Below are 21,230 nucleotides of genomic sequence, written 5' to 3' on the forward strand. Positions count from 1 at the left end.
GTATAATTTCCCCAACTTAAGCTTTAAAGTATAGCTTGAAGGTCGTGCCCTCGCCTTCCTCACTGTTTACCTGTATAAAGCCATTGGCATTCTCTACAAGTCGCTTTACAATGTATAAGCCCATGCCGGTGCCGTCTACATGAGAGTGGAAGCGCTTGAACAGGGTAAAAAGCTTGGCAATATTTTCCTCACTTATACCTAAGCCATTGTCTGTTACGGTTAAAAGCACATGGCCATCTACCCGCTCAGTCTTCAGAACTATTGTCGGAGTCCTGCCCTTTGCTTTATACTTGATAGCGTTGCTCACAAGGTTGTAAAGCACGCTATACAGGTTCTTTTTAGAAAAATTAATGCAGGGCGCATTCTCAAAGTTCACCTCAAACTGAGCATGTTCGGTTTCGATCAGCTCCTGCATGTTTACTTTCACCTCCTCAAAAACCTCCTGCACCTCCACCTGCTCTGGCTCCCCGTCCACGTCGCGCTGCACCTTTACAATATCGGTCAGGTCTTTGATCACGTTATTGAAGCGGCTGATCGCCCCTTTCATCATTTCAAAAACGGGCTGTATCGGCTCACCGGGTATAGGACCCGCCGAGGCAATCTGATCCTCCAGCAACAGCATCAGGCCTTCTATGTTGCCTATCGGTGCTTTCAAATCGTGGGAGGCCGTGTACACAAAGGTATCCAGATCCTCTATCACGCGAAGCAGGTGCTCATTTGTTTCCTGCAGTTTCTCCTGCGTCAGTTTCAGGTCAGTCAGGTCGATGAAGGAGCCCAGCACACGGTACGGCATCTGGTACTCGTTGTGCATGATGTGTGCCCGGTTAGAGACATAAGCGTACGTTCCATCCTTCTTCTTCAGCCTGTACTCCCCGGTCCACTGTTCCTTGCCTGCATTTATCGCCTGGTTAATACTCTTCTCTACCTCTTCCCTATCGCCTGGGTGCACCAGTTTAAACCAGGCATCCACGCCTTTGCCCATCTCTTCTGCATCGTAGCCAAGCATGTTTTGTAAGCTGTCGCTCCACCATACTTCATTATTCACTACGTCCCAGTCCCAGATAACGTCATTGGTTGCCATCGACACCATCCTAAAGCGCTCTTCGCTGGAAGAGAGCTCCCTTGTGCGCTCTATAACCCTCTTCTCCAGCTCATTATTCAGTTTGATAAGGTCTTCTTCAGCCAGCTTCAGCTCCTCGTAAGCCATCAGCACCCTATCTTCGCTGTTCTTCTTCTCGGTGATATCGGCCATGGTCACGGTTACACCGTCGCCCATTTTTACTGCTGCTATCTCGTACCAGGTTTTCTCTCCGTTTACATCCAGCTGCTGCTCAATATGTATAGCCTGTCCCGACTCAACCACCTGAACAAACTTCCGGAATAAGCCGCTTTTCCTCAGGAATGGCATACTAGAGAGCACGCTTGTTTGCAGCAGCCCCGCCTGCGAGTTCCCGATCAGCTCTTCAGTCTTTTTGTTGAGCAGCGTCCAGGCAAAATCAGTTATCTCTTCTTTCTCGTTTCTGACAGTCCGGAAAGCCATGATATTATTTAGGGAGCTGTTCAGCACCCCCTGCACCACATTGCTGAGTGTTTTCAGGGTAGTTACATCCACAAAGCTGATTACTACTCCATCCTTATTTCCGTCATGTTTGAGGTATGGGATGATGCGCATCAGGTAAAATTTGCCACCTGCTGCCTCTACCTCCTGCTCAATCTCTTCGGAAGTATTATTCACCTGTTGGATATCCTCAAGCAGGCGTGTGTATTTCAGGTTATGCGACAGGTGGTGGATCGGCCTGCCTATATCGCTATCGATAATGTTAATGAGTCCTTCAACGGAAGGCGTAAACTTCCTGATAACCAGGTGATGATCTACAAAAAGCTGCCCGATGTTGGAGCTGCGTATATAATTGTCCAGGTCTTCGTTCAGTTCCTGCAGCTCCTTTATCTTCAGCTGGTGTTCTGAGTTTACAGTATGCAGCTCCTCGTTCAGCGACTGCATCTCCTCGTTAGAGCTCTGCAGCTCCTCGTTAGAAGACATGAGTTCCTCGTTTGTGCTCTGCAGCTCCTCATTGGCTGTACTTAGATCCTGAACGGTAAGCTGCAGTCCCTCCCGCGCCTCCTTCAGCTCCATTTCCAGGGCTGTTAACTGCTGGTAGTAATCTGAGTCAGAGACAAAAGAAAGATCCGAAACCTTTGGCAGGGGCGTTACCTCCCCCATCTCCTGCAGCATAACCAGGATAACTTTAGACTGGCCCTTATCCAGGGTAAGAGGTCGGATGGAAACATGGACCATCTGCTCTTTTTTATCCAGCTTTACAGCCACCTGCCTCGCCACTACCTTCCGGTCCTGCTTCAGCGCCTTCCGGATGCCGACGCTCAAGGTCACGGCCAATTCCTCAGGCACCATCTTGATCAGGTTAAAGTGCAGGCGCTTGTCCGGGAATTTCAGAAAACGGTTAATGTCTCCGATGCCGTGCAGCAGTTGGTACTGTTCGTCCACATAAAGGGCGGTTACCTTAAAATCCTCGGAAACAGCATCCATGAAGGAGCCGTTGTACCGGCTTTCGGGAGTGTGGTTATACTTGGCGGTGGGGCCGGAGTAGTTATTATTATTGCTTGTATAGTCTGTGATACCGTAGCTTTGCCTTATGCCCCTGCCTTCTTTTATCTTCCGGAAGATCTTCCACTTGCGGTTCTCCTCCGAAAAGTATGGTTTCATTTCACCGATGTGCTCACTAGAGCCCAGGAACAGGTAGCCGCCCAGGTTCAGCGCATACGGAAACAGCGACATCACCTTGTTCTGCAGATCCTGGTTTAGGTAAATGAGCATGTTGCGGCACGACACTAGATCAATGCGGCTGTAAGGTGGGTCTTTCTGCAGGTCATGCTGGGCAAACACAACCATTTTCCGGATGTCTTCCTTCACCAGGTAGCGGTTGCCTTTCTGAAGGAAAAAACGCTCCAGGCGCTCAGCTGACACATGCTTGGCAATAGCTGCAGGGTAACTCCCCCTGGATGCCTGTGTGATGGCCTGCTGATCGATATCGGTAGCAAACAGTTTTACATTCGGCTCACGCCCCAGTTTATCGTAAGCCTCCTTAAAAAGTATAGCCAACGAGTATACTTCCTCGCCGGTGCTGCAGGCGGCCACCCATACTTTCACTGACCCGTTCTCGCCCTTTTCTTCAAGTATGTGTGGGATTACCTCCTGCTCCAGCACCTCAAAGGCTTCCGGGTCGCGAAAAAAGTTGGTGACGTTTATAAAGAACTCCTGGCAAAGTACTTTTATCTCGGCAGGGTTCTCGTGTAGGTAGTCAAGGTATGCCCCCATGTCCTTCAGCTTCAGGTGATCCATGCGTTTGCGCACCCTTCTGTTTATGGTTGGCTCTTTGTAATTCGAGAAATCAGTTTGGGTGTGCATGCATACCAGGTCCAGGATCTCTTTCAGCACAGCCTCATCCTTTTCCTGCTCATTTTGTTCAATAACGCTTCTCACTAGCGGAATTTTACGGGTATATTCTATGATCTCTTCGGGCATATGCTCCGGGGCCAGCACATAATCAACCGAACCGCTATCAATGGCGCTGCGGGGCATGCCGTCGAACTTCGCTGTCTCGGGTTTTTGCACTACCACCATGCCACCGGCTTTCTTTATGGCCTTCGCCCCTTTTGTACCATCGGTGCCGGTGCCTGACAGAACTACGCCAATGGCATACTTGCCCCGGTTCTTCGCCATGGATTCAAAGAAAAGGTCGATGGCGAAATTAGGCTCCCTGCTACGCATTTTATCTTCCAGGCGCAGGCGGCCATGCTCTATGGTTAGCTGCTTACCACTTGGCAGCACGTACACACAGTTTGGCCGGGTAAACATATTGTCCTCCGCTTCCCGTACCTGCATCTGGGTATGTTTAGACAGCAGCTCGGCCATCAGGCTCTTGTGGTCTGGCGAAAGGTGCTGTATAATGACAAAAGAAAAGGTTGAGTTATTCGGAAAATGGTCGAACAGCTTATGAATAGCCTCCAGGCCGCCTGCAGAGGCTCCTATGCCCACCAGGTAATGGTCTGTGGCGGGCTTTGCATTTTCCTTTTTAGGGGCTGATTTTGATGATATCATGTAAACTATTCGTATTCCTGTTGCCTTAACTCTTCCTGATAATCGATCTTATACTTCGTGTAAAAGTGTTAGTACCTTTCCTTGATTATCTTCTCAAGCACGGCGTTCCGGAGTGTTTCGGCAGCTCCCAGTTCTTCTTCATGCCACGGCAGTGATGTACTCTGAACCGTTTCCTGGTAGGTAGCGAAAGAATTGCGGGGGTGATACGCCTTTCCGTCCGGCTCCATTTGTATGGCATTATCCGGGTTTCCTCCCCAGTTTATGGTTTGCGTTACCTCAGGCCTGAAACCAAGTATAAACTCCCCCTGCTCCGCGTTGATGGGCATAGAGATTAAACCGCTGACAACGTTCTTGTATGCCTTACTGTGGGGGTAACTTTGCGGAAGGGTATCTGTAGCGTACAGTCCATTGTTTTGGTTTCGGCGTAACCAGGAAGCAAGCTCTTTTATCTCCTGCTTAGTTGGCGTATTGCCGCTTGTCCAGATGTTGCCTTCGTAAACAACCGCAGCACCTGTAAGCGATAGCAGATCCTGCACACTGGTGGGTCCATCTAAAAGTCCGTCCGCAAAATGCCCCGTGGCGTACAGCTGCTCCATTAGCTTAACGTGCATACTGCGCAGCTGCACTCTGAGCGCCATGCGCTCCTCGCGCTGCTTTGCCTCCAACTGTGCAGAAAGTATACCAGAGAGTAATTCCATTGCCGAGCGCATCTCGTAGCCAGGGTATCTTGCTGTTTTGTGATGGCAGGAAATCAGGCCCCATAGTTTATCCTCGATAATGATAGGAAGCGACATGGAAGCCGTAATGTTCATGTTACCCAGGTACTCTAAATGCACCTTGGCCACACTGCGCAAATTACTCTCCGATAGATCAGTGAAACGCTGTGTGAGCGGGTTAACCACCGGCACCAAACGAACAGGTGTGTAGTCGCGGGTAGGAATCAGGCGGTATGGGTTTTTGAAGTATAGGTCGCGGGCCTGTTTCGGCACGTCCGAAGCAGGAAAGCGAAGGCCCAGGTAATCGGTCATGTCCTCTTCCTTCGACTGCCCAATCACGATGCCGTTCCATTGCGGGTCAAACTGATACACCAGTACCCTGTCAAACCCACTGAACTGCTTTAGCTCTTCGGCGGTTCGCTGTGCAATCTCCTGGCAGGTACCGGCCTGTTTCAGAAGCGAAGTGATATACTTGATGTGCTGATACAGTTTTACAAAAGACTCCTCCGGCGTGGCTTTACTTTCTTCCAGCTCTACCAGCACATACTCCTGCTGCGGCAGGATGAGTGCGGAGAATGAAACTTCCTTTTCCTGTATCTTGAAATTGAGAGTAAAAGGGATTTTCTCCTGTGTGACCTGCGTGTTGATCTTGCCAATAATATCCTTGTACTGGCCTTCAGGCAAAAAACCTGCAAGTGACTTTTCCAGCAGGTAATCAGCTGTAACCGTTAAATAATCCTGTACATTCTCGCTTGCCTGGAGAATGCGCAGGTCTTTTTTATCCAGCACCAGCAGCACTCCGTGTGGCTGGATAAGATTAACCAAATGAAGCGGGATACTTCCGCAGAACTCTGAATCGTAATTTTTTTCAATAGTTACATTAACTGGTGCTGTCTGGTTTTCCATATACTAATTGTATAGTTTTACTCGGCAAGAGCATGTTCTAATATAAGCTTTCTACCTGGACCCCGTGTGTAGTTCATAACTGCACCACACATGTATCTCCCAAGATGCCACAGCTTTATAAAATGCCTCCCAAAGCTGTGGCCTGTTAGAAAACACGATCAAGTATAAAACCTGAGACTTTAACTAATGTTCTCTGCCGCTGAAAGCACCTGTAATACGTTATAAAGCTCTAATATACATGGATTTTTGGGCAAAATCTTACTCTAAAGCCATTCAAATCTATATTAAGTTATAATAATTATGTTTCAGTACAGGATTGCACTATTTTATACTTCTACCTTAAATTTTAAACCACCTGTCATACCCGGTTGTTTATAGCTTATTCCCGAAATTAGTATTAAATTAAACATTCAAGCAACGCTTACATCAAGCACAACCCGATGCGCTATACCAACACCACTACCAATCACAATGAGTATCTGAATGTTTTTCGTGGCGGCGGTGAAATGGGTGCCATGATGCGGGCCTACGACTGGGAGTCGCACCCATTGGGTAACCCGCAACACTGGCCGGAGAGCCTGAAAACCAACATCAGGCTTATGCTGAACTCCCGCTTCCCCATGTTCATCTGGTGGACGAAGGACCTGTACATGTTTCATAACGATGCTTACCTGCCGGCTTTAGGCAAGAAGCACCCAAAGGCCTTAGGCGCCTCGGCGAGAGAGATGTGGGTCGAGATTTGGGAGCAGATCGGGGATATTGCCGAGAACATACTGGCGCATGGCGATGACTTTTATGCCGAAAACCTGCTGATGTTCCTGGAGCGCAAGGGGTTTGCAGAAGAAACGTATTGGACCTTTTCGTACAGCCCGGCTTTTAACGATGCAGGAGAAGTGGAGGGCATATTTTGCGCCTGCAACGAAGAAACCAGCTTTGTAATGGGGCAGCGTAGGTTAAAGACTCTGAAAGATATTTCCGATGCGCTCTCACAGGTACAAACACTGGAAAAGTTAGGCACCATGGCATCTGCCATACTAAATGAAAACCAAAGTGATCTACCCTTCAGCCTGATCTACCTGTCAAACGGCATAGGTTCCGAAGCACGGTTAACAGGCAAGTCCGGAGCAATAGCAGGTGAGCTGGCGCCCGAACTGATCAACCTCAGGCTGCCGATGGCAGTCTGGCCTTTTGACCAGGTACAGCAGAAACGCCAAAGCATAGTGCTGGACCTGCATAAGTTGCAACCCGGCAACTACTCCACAGAAGCAGCTAACCTCGCCGTTATACTTCCTATCTTAAAGCCCGGGCAGGACCAGGTAATAGGATTCTTTGTATCCGGGATAAGCGCCAGACAAGAATATAACGAGGCATACCAGGGGTTCCATAGTTTGCTTACCAGCCAGCTGGCCACTTCTATCTCCAGTGTTCAGTCCAGGCAGGAAATTCTGAAGCGGCAAGAGTATCTGAACGATATCTTCCAGCAGGCACCCGTGGGCATTACCATGCTCAGGGGTTCACAGTACATTATAGATATTGCCAACCCGGGTGTTTGTGAAATATGGCGGGTGAAACCGGAAGAGGCGCTGGGAAAACCTATACTTGAGGTAATTCCGGAGGCAATAGAGCAGGGCTTTAAAGACTTACTAGACAGGGTGATGACCACCGGCGTACCGTTCGTGGCGTATGAATCGCCTTTGGTGCTGGAGCGGAACGGGAAGCAAGAAACGGTTTACCTTAATTTTGTGTACCACCCCCTTCGTGATGACCAGGGTTTCGTGACCGGCGTCATAGCCGTGGCGATCGACATAAGCGAACAGGTGAAAGCAAGGCAAAAAATCGAGTCCATAAACAAAGAGCTACTAGCTACCAACGCCGACCTCGATAATTTCGTTTACTCCGCCTCGCACGACCTGAAGGCGCCCATTTATAACATCGAAGGGCTGGTGAGTGCGCTGGTGGAGTACCTGCCGCAGGAGGGTTCTTCTTCGGTTGAGGTGCAGCAGTTGTCCAAGCACATCCACAGCTCCATCAATAGGTTTAAGAAGGTGGTAACAGACCTAACGCAGGTTGCCAAAGTACAGCGCGAGGCCGGCGAAGATGTGTCAACGATCAGATTAGACGATTTTGTAGCCGAAGTTCTGCTGGATTTTAAACCGACAATTGCCGCTTCAAGCGCTATCATAGAAACCCGTGTTTCGCCGGATGCTGTTATTCAATTCTCGGCAAAGAACCTGAGGAGCGTGGTGTACAACCTGATCAGTAACGCCATAAAGTATAGATCGCCTGACAGGAATCCCCACATAAGCATTTCTACAGAGACAACTCCGGAGCACCTTATACTTGTGGTGGCCGATAATGGCCTGGGCATAAACACAAATGAGGTGCAGAAGATGTTCTCCATGTTCAAGCGCCTACACGACCATGTGGAGGGGTCCGGCATTGGCCTGTACATTGTAAAAAAGATATTGGACAACGCCGGCGGCAGCGTAGAGGTGGAAAGCGAGGTAGGCAAAGGCACAACCTTCCGGGTATACTTAAAAAGGAAACTGTAGAACAGGCGTCGCTCAAAGTATAAACTTATCTTTTTAGCCTTGCCAAGGCTACTCGGCCGCCTGTGGAGAGGTAATGTACAGGCCATGAGGTTAACCTTATACTTAGCGGGAGCTTTTAGATATCTGCAGGCTAAGGGTACTGGCGCTGCGATACAGGGCCGTAGTTATGATGTATAAATTCATTGTAGGTCATCTGCCTGGGGTCCTTCTCCTCCTCCAGAGGGATAACACCAACGGAGCCGCTGCCATTTTTACCATAGGTATCGTTGCCCCGCATACAGCCGCTGTTCGCCACCGCATTATTATCTGCTTCGCCCGACTTTCTGCGCAAGTATAAGTTTGAGGTACTTACTTCGGTTTTGACTACGGTTATCTTTCTCGGATATCTTTTTGCTGACATAGCTCCATTAAAAATCAACTGTTCAAGGCCTCTACTCAGCGGAGCCTGTAAAAGAAAAAAGGAGGACCATCCTCAGCACCCAGAGTAGGTATGGTCACTCCCATTTCTGTGACATGCCAGGGGCGCACAAAGTTCAACGCCATTGCGGCGCACCCAAAGCAGTAAAAAGTATTACGGAACAAGGGGCAGGAAGGGCATCCAGAAGAAGCTATATACCACTTTGCCGGTCCAAATTACGGGATTTGCGCAAGCAGGTGCGTATTTAACGCAGCCTGGTAAAGTATAAAGGAAGAATAGCCACAACGGGCGTTACTACTTTGCCAGCAATCAGCAAGGCCGTTAAGAATCCAACTCTATCAGGTTGTGCTGTATGGCATATTTAATCAGGTTCGGTGTGTTCCTGGTCTGGGTTTTCTCCAGGATGTTCTGACGGTGCGTTTCGATGGTGCGCTTGCTGGTGAAAAGCTTTTCGGCGATCTCAGCATTCGTAAAGCCTTCCGAAATAAGCAAAAGCACTTCTAACTCCCGCTTCGACAGTATCTTGCTATCTGCAACGTCTGCCCCGTTTTGCTCTGGGAGGCGCATGGCTTTCTGCAACATTTTAATAGACATGCCAGAGCATATAAACGGAGTGCCTTTAGACGTTAGCTTAATGGCCGTGCAAAGCTCATCTCTGCCTGTATCTTTCAGAAGATAACCTGTAGCACCGCTTTTCATCAGCCGGTGCAGTGTGTCCGCATCTTCCAGCATGGTCAGCACAATTACCTTTATGTCAGGGTAGTTCGCTTTGATAGAGTTTATAGCCTCAAAGCCGTCCATTACAGGCATTTTCACATCCATCAGAACTACGTCAGCATCTGTGTACTCCAGTAGCTGCAGCAGTTCCTGACCGTTAGCGGCCTCCCCTACTACTTCAATTTGGTCGTCCTGCTCCAGCAAAGATCTAATTCCTTCCCGGACAATCTTGTGGTCGTCTGTTACAATCAACCTGATGGTGCTGTTTTCTGTCATTATACTTATAGAAGGTGCTGAATTCAGAACTAAATATACTAATAATTTTATGTAAACAGGCTATGACTAAAGCCTGCCTATACTTTGTAGCTCGTGTCACCACATCACATTATCATCACATACACAACACGTTACATATTACATTTAAGTAGTTGCCACACTATACATTCAGTACTTACCACCTAAAAAATCAGCTTTATTAAATGTACTTTTATGAGCTAACACTCTAAATTGAGTAGATGACCTGATGAGGCATGGGATTACAGTACAGCGGATGGGAGATGTTGCAGTGATAAGCCTGAATGGCGAGTGTAGCCACGTGGTAGTGCAGGAGCTCGGAAAAAGATGCCAGGAGGAAATCCAGCGCAAGGCCAGGCATATCCTCCTAGACTGCAAACACATCACAGTACTTAACTCCTCTCTTCTCAGCTGCCTGCTTAGCAGAACCTCTGAAGCCGAAAAGGCCGGCATAAACCTGGTGCTGTACCAGGTTAGTGCAGCACATGCCAACCAGATCAATGTGGCCGGGCTCAACTCCTTGCTCCACATTAAAAAGAACTTCCAGGACGCTTACTTACACTGTAAAAATATCAGCGCTTAAGCCTGCTAAGTATGACACAGGCTGTTGTTACACCTACACCCAAACCATCTGGCCGCCATCACCATTCTGTACTGAAAGTTCATAGCCATAAGCCATTCCTCCTGCCCCTCCATCTCAATTAATCCTGCCTGCACCAAGTTCTGCCCCATGGAATAAGCAGGTTGAAACAACTGTTAAGGAGAAAATAAGGTATGACAGAGAGGAGTACTTTTTGAACTTCATAAAACAAACTTAAGACTATGGCAATTTCACTTAAACCCCTCCGCGATCAGGTAATCGTGATTACCGGTGCCTCCAGCGGAATCGGCCTGGCAACAGCACGCGCTGCTGCCAGGAAAGGTGCCCGGCTGGTGCTGGCATCTCGTAACCAGGAGCGCCTGGCCATTATAGAGGAGCAGTTAATGTTAGAAGGCGCACAGGCGACTCATGTAGTAGCGGATGTGGGTAACCGAGAGGATGTGCAGCGTATAGCGGATGCGGCAATCGAGAAATTTGGCGGTTTCGATACCTGGATAAACAATGCAGGCGTGTCTATCTACGGAAAGCTGGCAGATGTCAGCGATGAAGACAGCCGCCGCTTATTCGACACCAACTTTTGGGGCGTGGTGTCTGGTTCGCTAATAGCAGCTAATTACCTGCGCAACCAGGGCGGCGCCATCATTAACCTGGGTAGCGAGCTCTCCGATGTGGCTATACCTTTGCAGGGGATGTACTCAGCCAGCAAGCATGCCGTTAAGGGTTTTACGGATGCCCTGCGCATGGAACTCGAGGAAGACGAGGCTCCAGTATCCGTTACCCTGATTAAGCCGGCCGGTATCAATACCCCTTACCCTGAACACGCCAGGAACTATACCGAATACGAGCTTACCCTGCCGCCGCCTGTGTATGAGCCAGAGGAAGTGGCCAATGCTATACTTTATGCGGCTGAACATCCTGAACGCGATATTTACATCGGCAGTGGCTCCAAAATGATGAGTAGCCTGAACAAGTATGCACCAAGCCTGGTAGATTGGGTAAACAAAAAGTTTATGACCAACCTGCAGGTAACCGATCAGCCGGCGCATCACAAAGAGGGATCCCTGCACCAGCCCGGAACCGATGGGAACGTACATGGCAACCATAAGGGCCACGTCATGAAAACGAGCCTTTACACCCGCGCCTCTTTGCACCCGGTAATTACGGGAGCCGTAGTGGCAGCCGCTGGCGCAGCAGCAGTAGCTCTTGCTGGAAGGAAGCGCAGCAACAGCCACAGAAAAGTCGGAAAAGATTAGAGTGGTTTGAACCTGCTATTTTAAGAAGAGGCCGCTCCGCCAGAAATTGAATTCTGGCGGAGCGGCCCTTTTTTGCTGCTATCCGATTACTGTAGTGGCCTCCGGAATAAAGTATACGTAGTTGTACCCTATCGCAAAGTATAAGATCAATAGCCCGGTTTGAACGGTTTTATACTTTCCAGTTCCTGCATATCCTCGTCAGAGAGCGAGATAGAGGCAGCTTTATAGTTCTCTTCCAGGTGCTTCACCTTGGAGGTTCCCGGAATGAGCAGAATGTTGGGAGCCCGGTGCAGCAGCCAGCTCAAGGCCACCTGGTGCGGTGTGGAATCATGCTTTCGGGCCATTTGCTCCAGCTTCGCCATCGACTCCTCGTTGTTGGCATTCATGGGGTTCCAGGGGATAAAGGCCATATCGTTTTGAAGGCAGTATTCCAGCTCCTCCTCCCACACGCGATAGTCTACGCTGTACTTGTTCTGCACCGATACCACCTTTACATACTCCTGGGCTTTCTTTATCTGCTCCACACTTACCTCAGATAAACCGATGTGCTTCACCAGTCCCTCCTCCTGCACCTTTTGCAGAAACTCGAGTGTTTCCTCGTAGGGCACATCCGGGTCCACGCGGTGCAACTGGTACAGGTCAATCCTGTCAAGTTTCAGGCGTTCCAAGCTTCCCTCCAGTGCCTCTCTGAGGTGGTCAGGGTGGGAGTTTACGTGCCACTCGCCGGGGCCGGTTCGGGTAAAGCCCCCCTTTGTCGCAATCACGAGGTCTTTCGGGTAAGGATAAAGGGCCTCAGCAATTAGCTCCTCCGACACATTGGGCCCATAGCTATCTGCCGTATCAATAAAGTTTATACCAAGTTCAACGGCTCGTTTGAGCACGGCAAGAGCTTCTGCCTTGTCTTTCGGCGGCCCCCAGACACCCTCCCCGGTAATCCGCATGGCCCCGTAGCCCATTCTGTTCACGGTCAGATCGCCTGCCAGTGTATATGTTTCTGGGTTTGGTTTTCTTCTCTCCATAAATATTAATCGTCATTTCGTCCTGATGATTTACTCTTGTACGGGAATGCCACCTGCCCGTTTGTGGCTAATAGTTGAGGCGGGTAAAAGATGAAACAAATATAACTGGCGTGAAGGGAACAATCATAAACCTCAAAAAGCACCGAAGTATAACCACCTGATTAAGTATGCGTTCCGTAGGTGTCGGCAATTTTTACAGCACCCCGGTCCATTTTTGACTTGCTAAACGCAACTTGATAGCAACTTTATACTTTCTTTGCAGCGTTATACTTTATACTTTAATCTCGAAATTATAAGTGTTCTTAAAACTTGGTTTTTTAAAGAAGCATAAACCGACACTACCTGTACCCTCAGGAGCAATGTGTGCACCGTCATTTATCTGTTACCATTTATGAGTTTATTTCAAGCGCAGGCCCAGCCAATAACCGAGGTAGTGCAGCAGGCCTATAACCAACACCCTAAGTATAAGGAGCCGTCCCTGCAAAAACGGCGTTTTAGGCATCAGGACATCGTTCCGCTGCTGGAGCAGCTACGCCACAACCCGCTGTTTGATGTGCAGGTGGCGGGTAAATCCGTGGAGCAGCGTGATATTTACCTGGTAAAAGCGGGCACCGGAAAAACCAGGGTGATGCTTTGGTCGCAGATGCATGGCGATGAGCCTACGGCCACGATGGCCTTGTTCGACCTGTTCAATTTTCTGCAGCTATCAGATGAGTTAGACCCGATTCGGAAGCAGATCCTGGAGCAGGTTACACTTTACTTCGTGCCAATGCTTAACCCAGATGGTGCGGAAAGGTACACCCGCCACAACGCCCTGGAGATAGACCTGAACCGCGATGCCCTGCGCCTGCAGAGCCCGGAGGCCCGCCTGCTTAAGAGCCTGCGCGACAGCCTGAACCCTGAGTTCGGCTTTAACCTACACGACCAGAGCCGTTACTACACCGTGGGCGCCACCCCAAAGCCAGCCACTATTTCTTTCCTCGCCCCGGCCTTCGATCACGGAAAAACGGTTAACCCTGTACGCGACCGCGCCATGCGCACCATCGTGGGCATGAACGAAGCACTGCAGCAACTGATTCCGGGCCATGTAGCCAAGTTCTCCGATGAATTTGAGCCAAGGGCTTTCGGTGATAACATACAAAAGTGGGGCACCAGCGTTATCCTGATCGAGTCTGGCGGGTACCACAACGACACGGAAAAGCAGTACATACGCCAGCTTAACTTCGCCTCTATAGTATCGGCCCTGCACCTGATCTCCGGGAACCACTACACCGCCTACGAGTTGGAGGACTACTACAAAATACCGGAAAACGAGCGCAACCTCTACGACCTGCTGCTGCGGAACGTGCGCTATAACAAGTATGGGCAGGATGTGCTGCTAGATGTGGGCATTTTCCGGGAAGAGGTGGATTCACCTGTAGGCAAAGGTTTTTACCACCGTAGCGTTGTGGACCAGATCGGGGACCTGAGCGTTTTCCACGGGTATGAGGAAGTGGATGGAGCCGGGCTTACCCTGGTGCCGGGCAAGGTATACGAAAAGCCGTTTAAAAGTATAAACGACCTGAATGCGCATAACTTTAAAAGTCTGCTGTCCAGCGGGTACACCACCGTACAGGTAGAGTCCCTCCCTGGTGAATCAGAAAGTATAAACCCGCAGCTGCTACCACTCAACATCATCACCACATCCGCTAAGGTAAACCATGAGCTAAGTATGGATACCAGTGCCAACTTCACGCTACAGGATGAAAACAGGAACGTGCGCTACGCTATCGTGAACGGGTTTGTATATGATTTGAGTGGTGATTTTCCTGAACTGTTTCATGGGCTGGTACTGTAGGCGAAACTTCTTTATTTGTCGGAAATCTTCTGAAAAAACAGTTGGCTCCGGGCAGGGGGCAATGGTTTTTCTTATTAGGGCTTTGTAACTTACAGGCTAATCTGAACCAATCCAACCTTTTAACCAATGGTTTTAAACTACCTGTGGGCAATCTTTTTCCTGGTTGCCTTTGCTATTGCTCTGTTCCAGCTTATCTTTTTCCAGGATACTGAAATATTCCAGAAACTTGTTGCCAGTACTTTTGATAATGCCAAACTTGGCTTCGAGATCTCGCTTGGCCTTACTGGCGTGATGACGCTCTGGCTGGGCCTGATGAAGGTGGGTGAAAAAGGCGGCGTGGTGGCTATACTTGCCCGCCTGGTTGGTCCGTTCTTTCATCGCCTATTCCCGGAGATTCCGAATAACCACCCGGTATTCGGTTCTATTCTGATGAACTTCTCTGCAAACATGCTGGGCCTGGACAATGCCGCCACCCCGCTCGGGCTCAAAGCCATGAAGGAGATGCAGGAGCTGAACCCGGACAAGGATACCGCCTCCAATGCCCAGATCATGTTCCTGGTGCTAAATACCTCCGGCCTCACCATCATCCCGATCAGCATTATGGTGTTCCGGGCGCAGCTGGGTGCCGCCGACCCCTCCGATATCTTCATCCCTATACTTCTGGCAACCTTCTTCGCCACAGTGGTGGGTTTAATTGCCGTGGCGCTTTACCAGCGCATCAATCTTTTCGATAAGGTGATCATGGCATACCTGGGTTCTTTACTCCTACTGATCGGCGGTTTGATCTACTATTTCTCCATCATACCGCAGGAGCAGGTAAGCGTTATCTCTACAGTGGCCAGTAACGTGATCCTTTTCTCCATTATCATCTCCTTTATCGGGTTGGCGCTGGCACGTAAAGTAAATGTGTATGAGGCGTTTATAGAAGGGGCTAAAGAAGGCTTTACAGTGGCCGTTACCATCATTCCATACTTAGTAGCCATACTGGTGGCCATTGGTGTGTTCAGAACCTCCGGCGCGCTGGATATGCTGGTGAGTGGTATTGCATACTTAATCGGGTTAGCAGGAGTGAACACTGATTTTGTGCCGGCCCTGCCTGTTGCCTTTATGAAACCTTTGAGCGGCAGTGGTGCCAGAGGATTGATGGTCGAGGCCATGACCAACTACGGGGCAGACTCCTTTGTAGGGCGTATGGCATCTGTTTTCCAGGGCTCCACAGAAACTACGTTTTACATACTGGCGGTATACTTTGGCTCTGTGGGCGTCCGAAAGTCCAGGTACGCCCTAACCTGTGGCCTGCTGGCAGATTTAGCAGGAGTAATAGCCGCTATCTTTATCGCTTACATGTTCTTCCATTAAACAGGTTTTCAAAATCAATTACACTAGGTAAAACCTCCAATCCGGATACCAAGTTTTAGGTTGCTTTTGGTATCCGGATTGGTATACCCGGGGATGAAGAAAAACTGCATGGTTTAGCGGGGGCAGAAACGAAAAACGCCCGTAAATCAAGATTTACGGGCGTTTTTTAAATTGCGATTACTATCAGCAGAGAGTGAGGGATTCGAACCCTCGATACCCTTTTGGGGTATACACACTTTCCAGGCGTGCTCCTTCGACCACTCGGACAACTCTCTAAATGGTGTTGCAAATATACGCCAACAGACAGCACATCTGCAAGTATAGTTTCTTTATACTTTTAAAGACTTATCTCACCGCGCAGGTTCTGCTGCACCAAAGCTACACGCTGTTGGTCGCTAAGTTGCTCTTGCGCCAGCACATACATCAATTTTGAGATTGCCGCCTCTGTCGTAATGTCGTCTCCCCCAACTACGCCCATATTCAGTAAATACTTGCTTGTCTCGTAGCGCCCCTGGTCCACGCGGCCCTCATCACACTGCGATACGTTAAGCACCAGTATGCCACGGTCCAGGGTGTCGTGGAGCAGTTCCAGGAACCAAGGCATGGTTGGCGCGTTGCCAGAGCCGAAGGTTTCCAGCACCACTCCCTGCAGCCCAGGCGCCTGCAGTATACTTTTCACTACCTGTGGCGTAATACCCGGAAACAGCTTCAGAATGGCCACGTTATCGTTTAAGGCATGGTGAACCTTAAATGGCTGCTGCGGGTGCGGCAGAATGTTGTCAAAGCTATACTCTATATCGATCCCGGTTTCGGCCAGCGGCGGATAGTTATCCGATTTAAAGGCATCGAAGTGGCTGCTCTCTACCTTCTTAGCACGGTTGCCGCGCAGCAGCAGGTTTCGGAAATAGATGCACACTTCCGGCACGATGCTCCTGCCCTCTTTTTTGGTGGCGGCAATCTGCAGGGCGGTGATCAGGTTTTCGCGGGCATCGGTGCGGATACGGCCGATCGGCACCTGCGCCCCGGTAAATATCACGGGCTTCTGCAGGTTCTCCAGCAAATAGCTTAAAGCCGAAGCAGAGTAAGCCATGGTATCGGTGCCATGCAGCACTACAAAGCCATCATACTTTTCGTAGTTCTCCTCAATCAGGCTTGCCAGCATCAGCCAGTCCTGCACCGACACGTTGGACGAATCGATGGCTGGTTCTATACTTAGCACCGTGAGCAGGTAGTTAAACTGGCGCAACTCAGGCACCTGGTCCACTATTTGGGAGAAGTTAAACGGCACCAGGTGCTGCTCCTTTTCGTCAAACACCATCCCTACTGTACCGCCGGTGTAAACAATAAGTATGGATGCCTCCGGGTGCAGCGGCGCAGCGGTGTCTATGTCTACTTTTACAACCTGCATACTAGAGTTTGAATAAATTAAGAGAATTGGCGGTTGTTTTCTCAGCCACCTCTTCCACAGGTTTTTGCAACAGTTCAGCTACGCGCTGTGCGATCAGGGGCAGGTAAACAGGCTCGTTGCGCTTGCCGCGGTGCGGGGTTGGGGCCAGGTACGGGCAATCGGTTTCCAGCACCAGGTCCTCGAGCTGCACGTGCGGCAGCACTTTGTCCAGTCCACCGTTCTTGAAGGTGGCCACACCTCCTATACCCATTATAAAGCCAAGCTCCTTCACTTTCTCAGCCTCCTCTAAAGTGCCACTAAAGCAATGGAAAATTCCTGTCAAAGTTCCGTCCTGTGCAGCGCTTATAATCTCGTAGGTCTCGTTAAAAGAGTCGCGGTTGTGCAGCACGATAGGCAGTTTATACTTTTTGGCCAGCTCCACCTGCACCTTCAGGGCCTCCTGCTGCTGCGGCAGAAAGGTCTTGTCCCAGTACAGGTCGATGCCGCACTCGCCCACCGCTGCAAAAGGGCGCTTGCTCAGCCACTCCTCCACCAGGTACAGCTCCCGCTCAAAATCCTTGTCCACCGAGGTCGGGTGCAGTCCCATCATCGGGATGCAGGCACCTTTATACTTCTCCTCCGCCTCCAGCATGGCGTCTATGGAAGTATGGTCGATGTTGGGCATGTAAATCTTGCTTACCCCCTCCTGCTGCGCCCGCTCCATGGCCTCAGCCCGATCGGCATCAAACTTCTCTGAATAAATATGTGCGTGCGAATCAACTAAATTCATCTTTCAATAATCAATTAACATTGATCAGCAATCAATGTAGGTGCTACTTCTGATTTATACCTGCAAGTTAGGGATTTTATAGTTGTTGGCAGGTTTAATGGTTAAATGGCTGCATTACTAAACTGTCACTAAACCCACCCCCTCAAGGAGGGGACTTGCTCTAGAGCTAACCATTTGACTCTCTAACTCCTAAAATTTCTAACTCCCCAACTTCTAATACTTCCTCCCCTTCCACCGAATCTTGAGCGGCAGAAAAAAGTACACGATGAGGATAATAGATGAAATCACTAAGTATAACTCGAAGAAAATGTACATGTGCCAGCGGGCGCTGCGGCCAAGCCGGCGTAGGCAGAGGTGCAGGTACAGGCTTTGCAGCAACAGTTTAAAGGTAAATATCGCTAACATCACGCCTACCGAAGTATAGGCGAAGAAGGGCAGCAGCACCGGGTAGTAGGTCGAGTGAAGTATAAAGATGATGGCCATGTAGAGCGGCAGGTGCATAGAGCCGCGCATCCAGCGGCGGCGCTGCTGCAGGTAGTCGTAAAAAGAGGGGGCCGGTGTGGAGAGCGCCAGCACGTGTGCGCTGTAGATATTCCGGAAACCCCAGCCACGCTTCAGCACCTCGTTAAAGATAGCGATGTCCTCCGTGATCGAGAAATCTATACTTTCAAAGCCTCCTACTTCCTCGTACGCCTGCCGCCGCAGCAGCATGTTGTTGCCCATGGTGGTTACCCGCAGCCCCAGGTCCGACACCACCTGCATCAGCCCCAGCGCATAGAGCCAATCCATGGCCTGCAGCCGGGCAAAAAAGCTGTTGCCTTCTATGGTAGTAATGCCGGTAACCACGCCTACATCTTCCTTCATCTCGGAGAGCATGGCCTGCACCCACGCTTTCGGCACCTCTATGTCAGCATCGGTGTAGAAAAAGAAATCGGATGTAGCAACCTTGGCAAGGTGGGCCAGCACATTGGCCTTGCCTTTGGCCTTGCCCAAAGTATGGGTGATGGAGATACAGGTATAGTGCGGCTTATCGTGAATAAACTTCTCAACAACGGCGCGGGTATTGTCCGTGGAGGCATCATCGCCTATGAGCACCTCAATTTTGTTTTTGGGGTAGTCCAGGGCCTCAATGGCGTGCAGGCAGCGCAGAATGTTGAATTCCTCGTTTCGGGCGGCGATTAGGATGCTGATGCGGGGCTGCTTCTGCAACTCTAAAGTGTTACGCTTGCGGTTGAACGCTAGCAGTGCCAGCAGCACCAGAAAAAGGGAGAAATAAAGTATAAAATAGGCTACCGATACGATCATAACGTTTCGAAAGTATAGCCGAGTTTTGTGAAATGCGCCAGGTAGCGTGGCAGGGCGTACATCATATTTCTTTGGGCCTTCAGGCTGTCGTGGAATACGATAATACTGCCGCTTTGGGTGCTTTTTATACTTTGCCGCAGGCACTCCTCTGGTGCAAGGCCCTGGTCATAGTCGTTGGTGAGCACGTCCCACATCACCAGTTCATACTTTCCGAGGAGCTTACGGGCCTGCTTTCCGGTGATGCGCCCATAAGGCGGACGGAAAAGTTTGACGGAGACGGGCTGCAGCCGCTCCAACTCCTGCTGGCATTCTTCGGTATTCTGTACATACTCCGGCAATGGTGTTTGCCAGCCTTTCAGGTGGTTATGGGTGTGGTTTGCCAGCCGGTGCCCCTCGGCCAGCACTTGCCGCGCCACCTCCGGGTGCTTTGCCACGTTCTCTCCCACACAGAAAAAGGTAGCCTTTGCCCCATACTTTGCCAGCTGCTCCAGTACCCAGGGCGTCACCTCCGGAATCGGACCGTCGTCAAAAGTCAGGTATAGCACCTTGCCCTGCACGTCGCGGTGCCAGGTATAGGCGGGCATCAGCTTTTTCAGCAACCAGGGCGTTTTGTAGAGGCGGAACAAGAGAGGGCTATATCTTATTTGCTGTTAATTCTTAGTCAGGATTAGCGTAAACCCTTAATCTTATACTCGTAAATCAACAACTCACACATTCAGATTCTACTTAAAACGGCACGAGAGCAGGGTGATGTCATCGTTAAAGTTGGCGTCTTCGTTGTAGAGGTTTATCTCGCTTAAGAGTTGCAGGTGCAGCATCTTGGAGCTCAGAAAGCGGTGCCCGATCAGGAAATCGATCGTGCCTTCCACGCCGAACTCTGCCTCCTCTTCATCAAAAACCTCGGTCAGGCCATCCGTGTAGGCCAGCACGATAGACTTCTCCGGCACGTGCACTTTACCCACGTTCATAAAAGGCAACACATCGAAAACACCCAGCATGGTGCAACCATCATTCAAGAGTGTATGCGTGTTGTCCTCGTACAGAAGTATAGGCGCGTTGTGGCCTGCGTTCACATAGCTTAGCTCACGGGTGCTGCGGTTGTAAATGGCCACAAAAGTGGTAATGAACTTCTCGGCGATCGCATTGCGGTAGATCAGGTGATTCAGCTCCGACACCACCTTGTTCAGGTCTGAGGTCTGGCGCAGAATGGTACGCAACCCTGCCTGGAAGTTAGACATCAGCAACGAAGCCGGCACACCTTTCCCGGATACATCGGCCACACAGAACAGGAACTGATCCGCATCAATTTCAATAAAGTCGTAGTAGTCGCCGCCAATGGAGGAGTGCGGAATGTAGCTGGCATGTATGGCTACGTCTTTGTCGTTGGGAAGGCTCTTCGGGAACAGCATCGACTGCACTTCCCGCGCAATCTCAATCTCACGTCGGATCGACTCCTGCGCCAGACGCTGGCGGGCCATGCGGTGATTTTCGATGGCTACCAGCATGATATTACTGATGGTCTGGATGAAGTTAAGGGCATCCAGGCTGCTGGAGTATTTCTCAATCTTGCCGATCATCACGAAGGCAAGCACCTTGCCATTGTGCAAAATCGGAATCAGGATATCAAAGCAGCGCCACTTCTTCTCCACCTGCAGTTTAGACATCTTGGTGATCTCCTTCACCTTCTGTATCTCCTCCGGCAGGGGCAGTTTGGTAAAGTCCTGCTCGGTGCCGGCGCAGATCTTACAACGCCATTGCTCGTCGTGCACAAACAGTGAGAGGCGGGCAATATTCAGCTGGGCCAGCAGGGTAAAACGGTATATCTTGTACAGCGCAGCCTCGGGCAGGTTAGCGTTAATCGACTGCGTGATTTCAAGCAGCGCCGATAACTCCAGCTTTTTCAGGTTAAGCTCCTGCTGTGGTTTCTGTACAGATGTATTGGACATTCGAAATCGGAAT

General features: G+C 50.1%; 15 protein-coding genes and 1 tRNA gene. 5 read left to right on the plus strand and 11 right to left on the minus strand.

Going from position 1 to position 21,230, the window contains the following annotated elements; genetic code table 11:
- Window positions 1–16 precede the first annotated feature (16 nt).
- Entirely contained in the window at window positions 17–4,117 is a 4,101-nt protein-coding gene (locus OO017_RS12520) for a chemotaxis protein CheB (RefSeq protein ID WP_266052841.1), read from the minus strand.
- A gap of 68 nt (window positions 4,118–4,185) precedes the next feature.
- A complete protein-coding gene (locus OO017_RS12525) occupies window positions 4,186–5,739 on the minus strand; it encodes a GAF domain-containing protein (RefSeq protein ID WP_266052842.1) in 1,554 nt (517 codons plus the stop codon).
- 440 nt (window positions 5,740–6,179) lie between these two features.
- Between OO017_RS12525 and OO017_RS12530 the strand changes: the two genes are divergently transcribed.
- The gene (locus OO017_RS12530) at window positions 6,180–8,291 is read left to right on the plus strand and encodes a sensor histidine kinase (RefSeq protein WP_266052843.1); all 2,112 of its coding nucleotides are present in this window, start codon (window positions 6,180–6,182) and stop codon (window positions 8,289–8,291) included.
- A gap of 130 nt (window positions 8,292–8,421) precedes the next feature.
- Here the strand turns inward: OO017_RS12530 and OO017_RS12535 are convergent, their stop codons facing one another.
- Window positions 8,422–8,622 (minus strand): hypothetical protein, encoded by a 201-nt coding sequence (locus OO017_RS12535; protein ID WP_266052844.1) that lies wholly within the window; start codon window positions 8,620–8,622, stop codon window positions 8,422–8,424.
- Window positions 8,623–9,030: 408 nt separating this feature from the next.
- The gene (locus OO017_RS12540) at window positions 9,031–9,702 is read right to left on the minus strand and encodes a response regulator transcription factor (protein ID WP_266052845.1); all 672 of its coding nucleotides are present in this window, start codon (window positions 9,700–9,702) and stop codon (window positions 9,031–9,033) included.
- Between the two features lie 274 nt (window positions 9,703–9,976).
- Between OO017_RS12540 and OO017_RS12545 the strand changes: the two genes are divergently transcribed.
- Window positions 9,977–10,303 carry an STAS domain-containing protein gene (locus OO017_RS12545; protein WP_266052846.1) on the plus strand — a complete coding sequence of 109 codons (327 nt, stop codon included), beginning with the start codon at window positions 9,977–9,979 and terminating at the stop codon, window positions 10,301–10,303.
- A 239-nt stretch (window positions 10,304–10,542) separates the two neighbouring features.
- A complete protein-coding gene (locus OO017_RS12550) occupies window positions 10,543–11,574 on the plus strand; it encodes an SDR family oxidoreductase (protein ID WP_266052847.1) in 1,032 nt (343 codons plus the stop codon).
- Between the two features lie 146 nt (window positions 11,575–11,720).
- Here the strand turns inward: OO017_RS12550 and OO017_RS12555 are convergent, their stop codons facing one another.
- The gene (locus OO017_RS12555) at window positions 11,721–12,593 is read right to left on the minus strand and encodes an aldo/keto reductase (protein WP_266052848.1); all 873 of its coding nucleotides are present in this window, start codon (window positions 12,591–12,593) and stop codon (window positions 11,721–11,723) included.
- Window positions 12,594–12,984: 391 nt separating this feature from the next.
- On the opposite strand from OO017_RS12555, the gene OO017_RS12560 reads away from it, so the two are divergent.
- Together OO017_RS12560 and OO017_RS12565 are read left to right on the plus strand one after the other, a co-directional pair.
- On the plus strand, window positions 12,985–14,430 hold the full coding sequence (locus OO017_RS12560) for a M14 family metallopeptidase (protein ID WP_266052849.1): 1,446 nt from the start codon (window positions 12,985–12,987) through the stop codon (window positions 14,428–14,430).
- Between the two features lie 126 nt (window positions 14,431–14,556).
- The gene (locus tag OO017_RS12565; protein ID WP_266052850.1) at window positions 14,557–15,789 is read left to right on the plus strand and encodes a nucleoside recognition domain-containing protein; all 1,233 of its coding nucleotides are present in this window, start codon (window positions 14,557–14,559) and stop codon (window positions 15,787–15,789) included.
- A gap of 187 nt (window positions 15,790–15,976) precedes the next feature.
- On the opposite strand, the gene OO017_RS12570 is transcribed toward OO017_RS12565, so the two are convergent.
- The 6 genes from OO017_RS12570 to OO017_RS12595 all read right to left on the minus strand — a co-directional run bounded on the left by OO017_RS12570 (window position 15,977) and on the right by OO017_RS12595 (window position 21,217).
- Window positions 15,977–16,064, minus strand: a tRNA-Ser gene (locus OO017_RS12570).
- A gap of 62 nt (window positions 16,065–16,126) precedes the next feature.
- Window positions 16,127–17,197 carry an asparaginase gene (locus tag OO017_RS12575; protein WP_266052851.1) on the minus strand — a complete coding sequence of 357 codons (1,071 nt, stop codon included), beginning with the start codon at window positions 17,195–17,197 and terminating at the stop codon, window positions 16,127–16,129.
- Between the two features lies 1 nt (window position 17,198).
- Window positions 17,199–17,966 (minus strand): TatD family hydrolase, encoded by a 768-nt coding sequence (locus OO017_RS12580; RefSeq protein WP_266052852.1) that lies wholly within the window; start codon window positions 17,964–17,966, stop codon window positions 17,199–17,201.
- A gap of 213 nt (window positions 17,967–18,179) precedes the next feature.
- Window positions 18,180–19,271 (minus strand): glycosyltransferase, encoded by a 1,092-nt coding sequence (locus tag OO017_RS12585; protein ID WP_266052853.1) that lies wholly within the window; start codon window positions 19,269–19,271, stop codon window positions 18,180–18,182.
- Window positions 19,268–19,897: a polysaccharide deacetylase family protein gene (locus OO017_RS12590; RefSeq protein ID WP_266052854.1), complete on the minus strand. Its 630-nt coding sequence runs from the start codon at window positions 19,895–19,897 to the stop codon at window positions 19,268–19,270. The genes OO017_RS12585 and OO017_RS12590 overlap by 4 nt, the downstream gene beginning before the upstream one ends.
- A gap of 96 nt (window positions 19,898–19,993) precedes the next feature.
- Window positions 19,994–21,217 carry a PP2C family protein-serine/threonine phosphatase gene (locus OO017_RS12595; RefSeq protein ID WP_266052855.1) on the minus strand — a complete coding sequence of 408 codons (1,224 nt, stop codon included), beginning with the start codon at window positions 21,215–21,217 and terminating at the stop codon, window positions 19,994–19,996.
- Window positions 21,218–21,230 lie beyond the last annotated feature (13 nt).

It is taken from the genome of Pontibacter anaerobius (genome assembly GCF_026241195.1).
Taxonomy (GTDB): domain Bacteria; phylum Bacteroidota; class Bacteroidia; order Cytophagales; family Hymenobacteraceae; genus Pontibacter; species Pontibacter anaerobius.

Excerpts from the sequence above, each read along its gene's own strand:
- OO017_RS12520 (WP_266052841.1), bottom strand. The coding sequence starts at position 4,117 with ATGATATCATCAAAATCAGCCCCTAAAAAGGAAAATGCAAAGCCCGCC.
- OO017_RS12525 (WP_266052842.1), bottom strand. The coding sequence starts at position 5,739 with ATGGAAAACCAGACAGCACCAGTTAATGTAACTATTGAAAAAAATTAC.
- OO017_RS12530 (WP_266052843.1), top strand. The coding sequence starts at position 6,180 with ATGCGCTATACCAACACCACTACCAATCACAATGAGTATCTGAATGTT.
- OO017_RS12540 (WP_266052845.1), bottom strand. The coding sequence starts at position 9,702 with ATGACAGAAAACAGCACCATCAGGTTGATTGTAACAGACGACCACAAG.
- OO017_RS12545 (WP_266052846.1), top strand. The coding sequence starts at position 9,977 with ATGGGAGATGTTGCAGTGATAAGCCTGAATGGCGAGTGTAGCCACGTG.
- OO017_RS12550 (WP_266052847.1), top strand. The coding sequence starts at position 10,543 with ATGGCAATTTCACTTAAACCCCTCCGCGATCAGGTAATCGTGATTACC.
- OO017_RS12555 (WP_266052848.1), bottom strand. The coding sequence starts at position 12,593 with ATGGAGAGAAGAAAACCAAACCCAGAAACATATACACTGGCAGGCGAT.
- OO017_RS12560 (WP_266052849.1), top strand. The coding sequence starts at position 12,985 with ATGAGTTTATTTCAAGCGCAGGCCCAGCCAATAACCGAGGTAGTGCAG.
- OO017_RS12565 (WP_266052850.1), top strand. The coding sequence starts at position 14,557 with ATGGTTTTAAACTACCTGTGGGCAATCTTTTTCCTGGTTGCCTTTGCT.
- OO017_RS12575 (WP_266052851.1), bottom strand. The coding sequence starts at position 17,197 with ATGCAGGTTGTAAAAGTAGACATAGACACCGCTGCGCCGCTGCACCCG.
- OO017_RS12580 (WP_266052852.1), bottom strand. The coding sequence starts at position 17,966 with ATGAATTTAGTTGATTCGCACGCACATATTTATTCAGAGAAGTTTGAT.
- OO017_RS12585 (WP_266052853.1), bottom strand. The coding sequence starts at position 19,271 with ATGATCGTATCGGTAGCCTATTTTATACTTTATTTCTCCCTTTTTCTG.
- OO017_RS12595 (WP_266052855.1), bottom strand. The coding sequence starts at position 21,217 with ATGTCCAATACATCTGTACAGAAACCACAGCAGGAGCTTAACCTGAAA.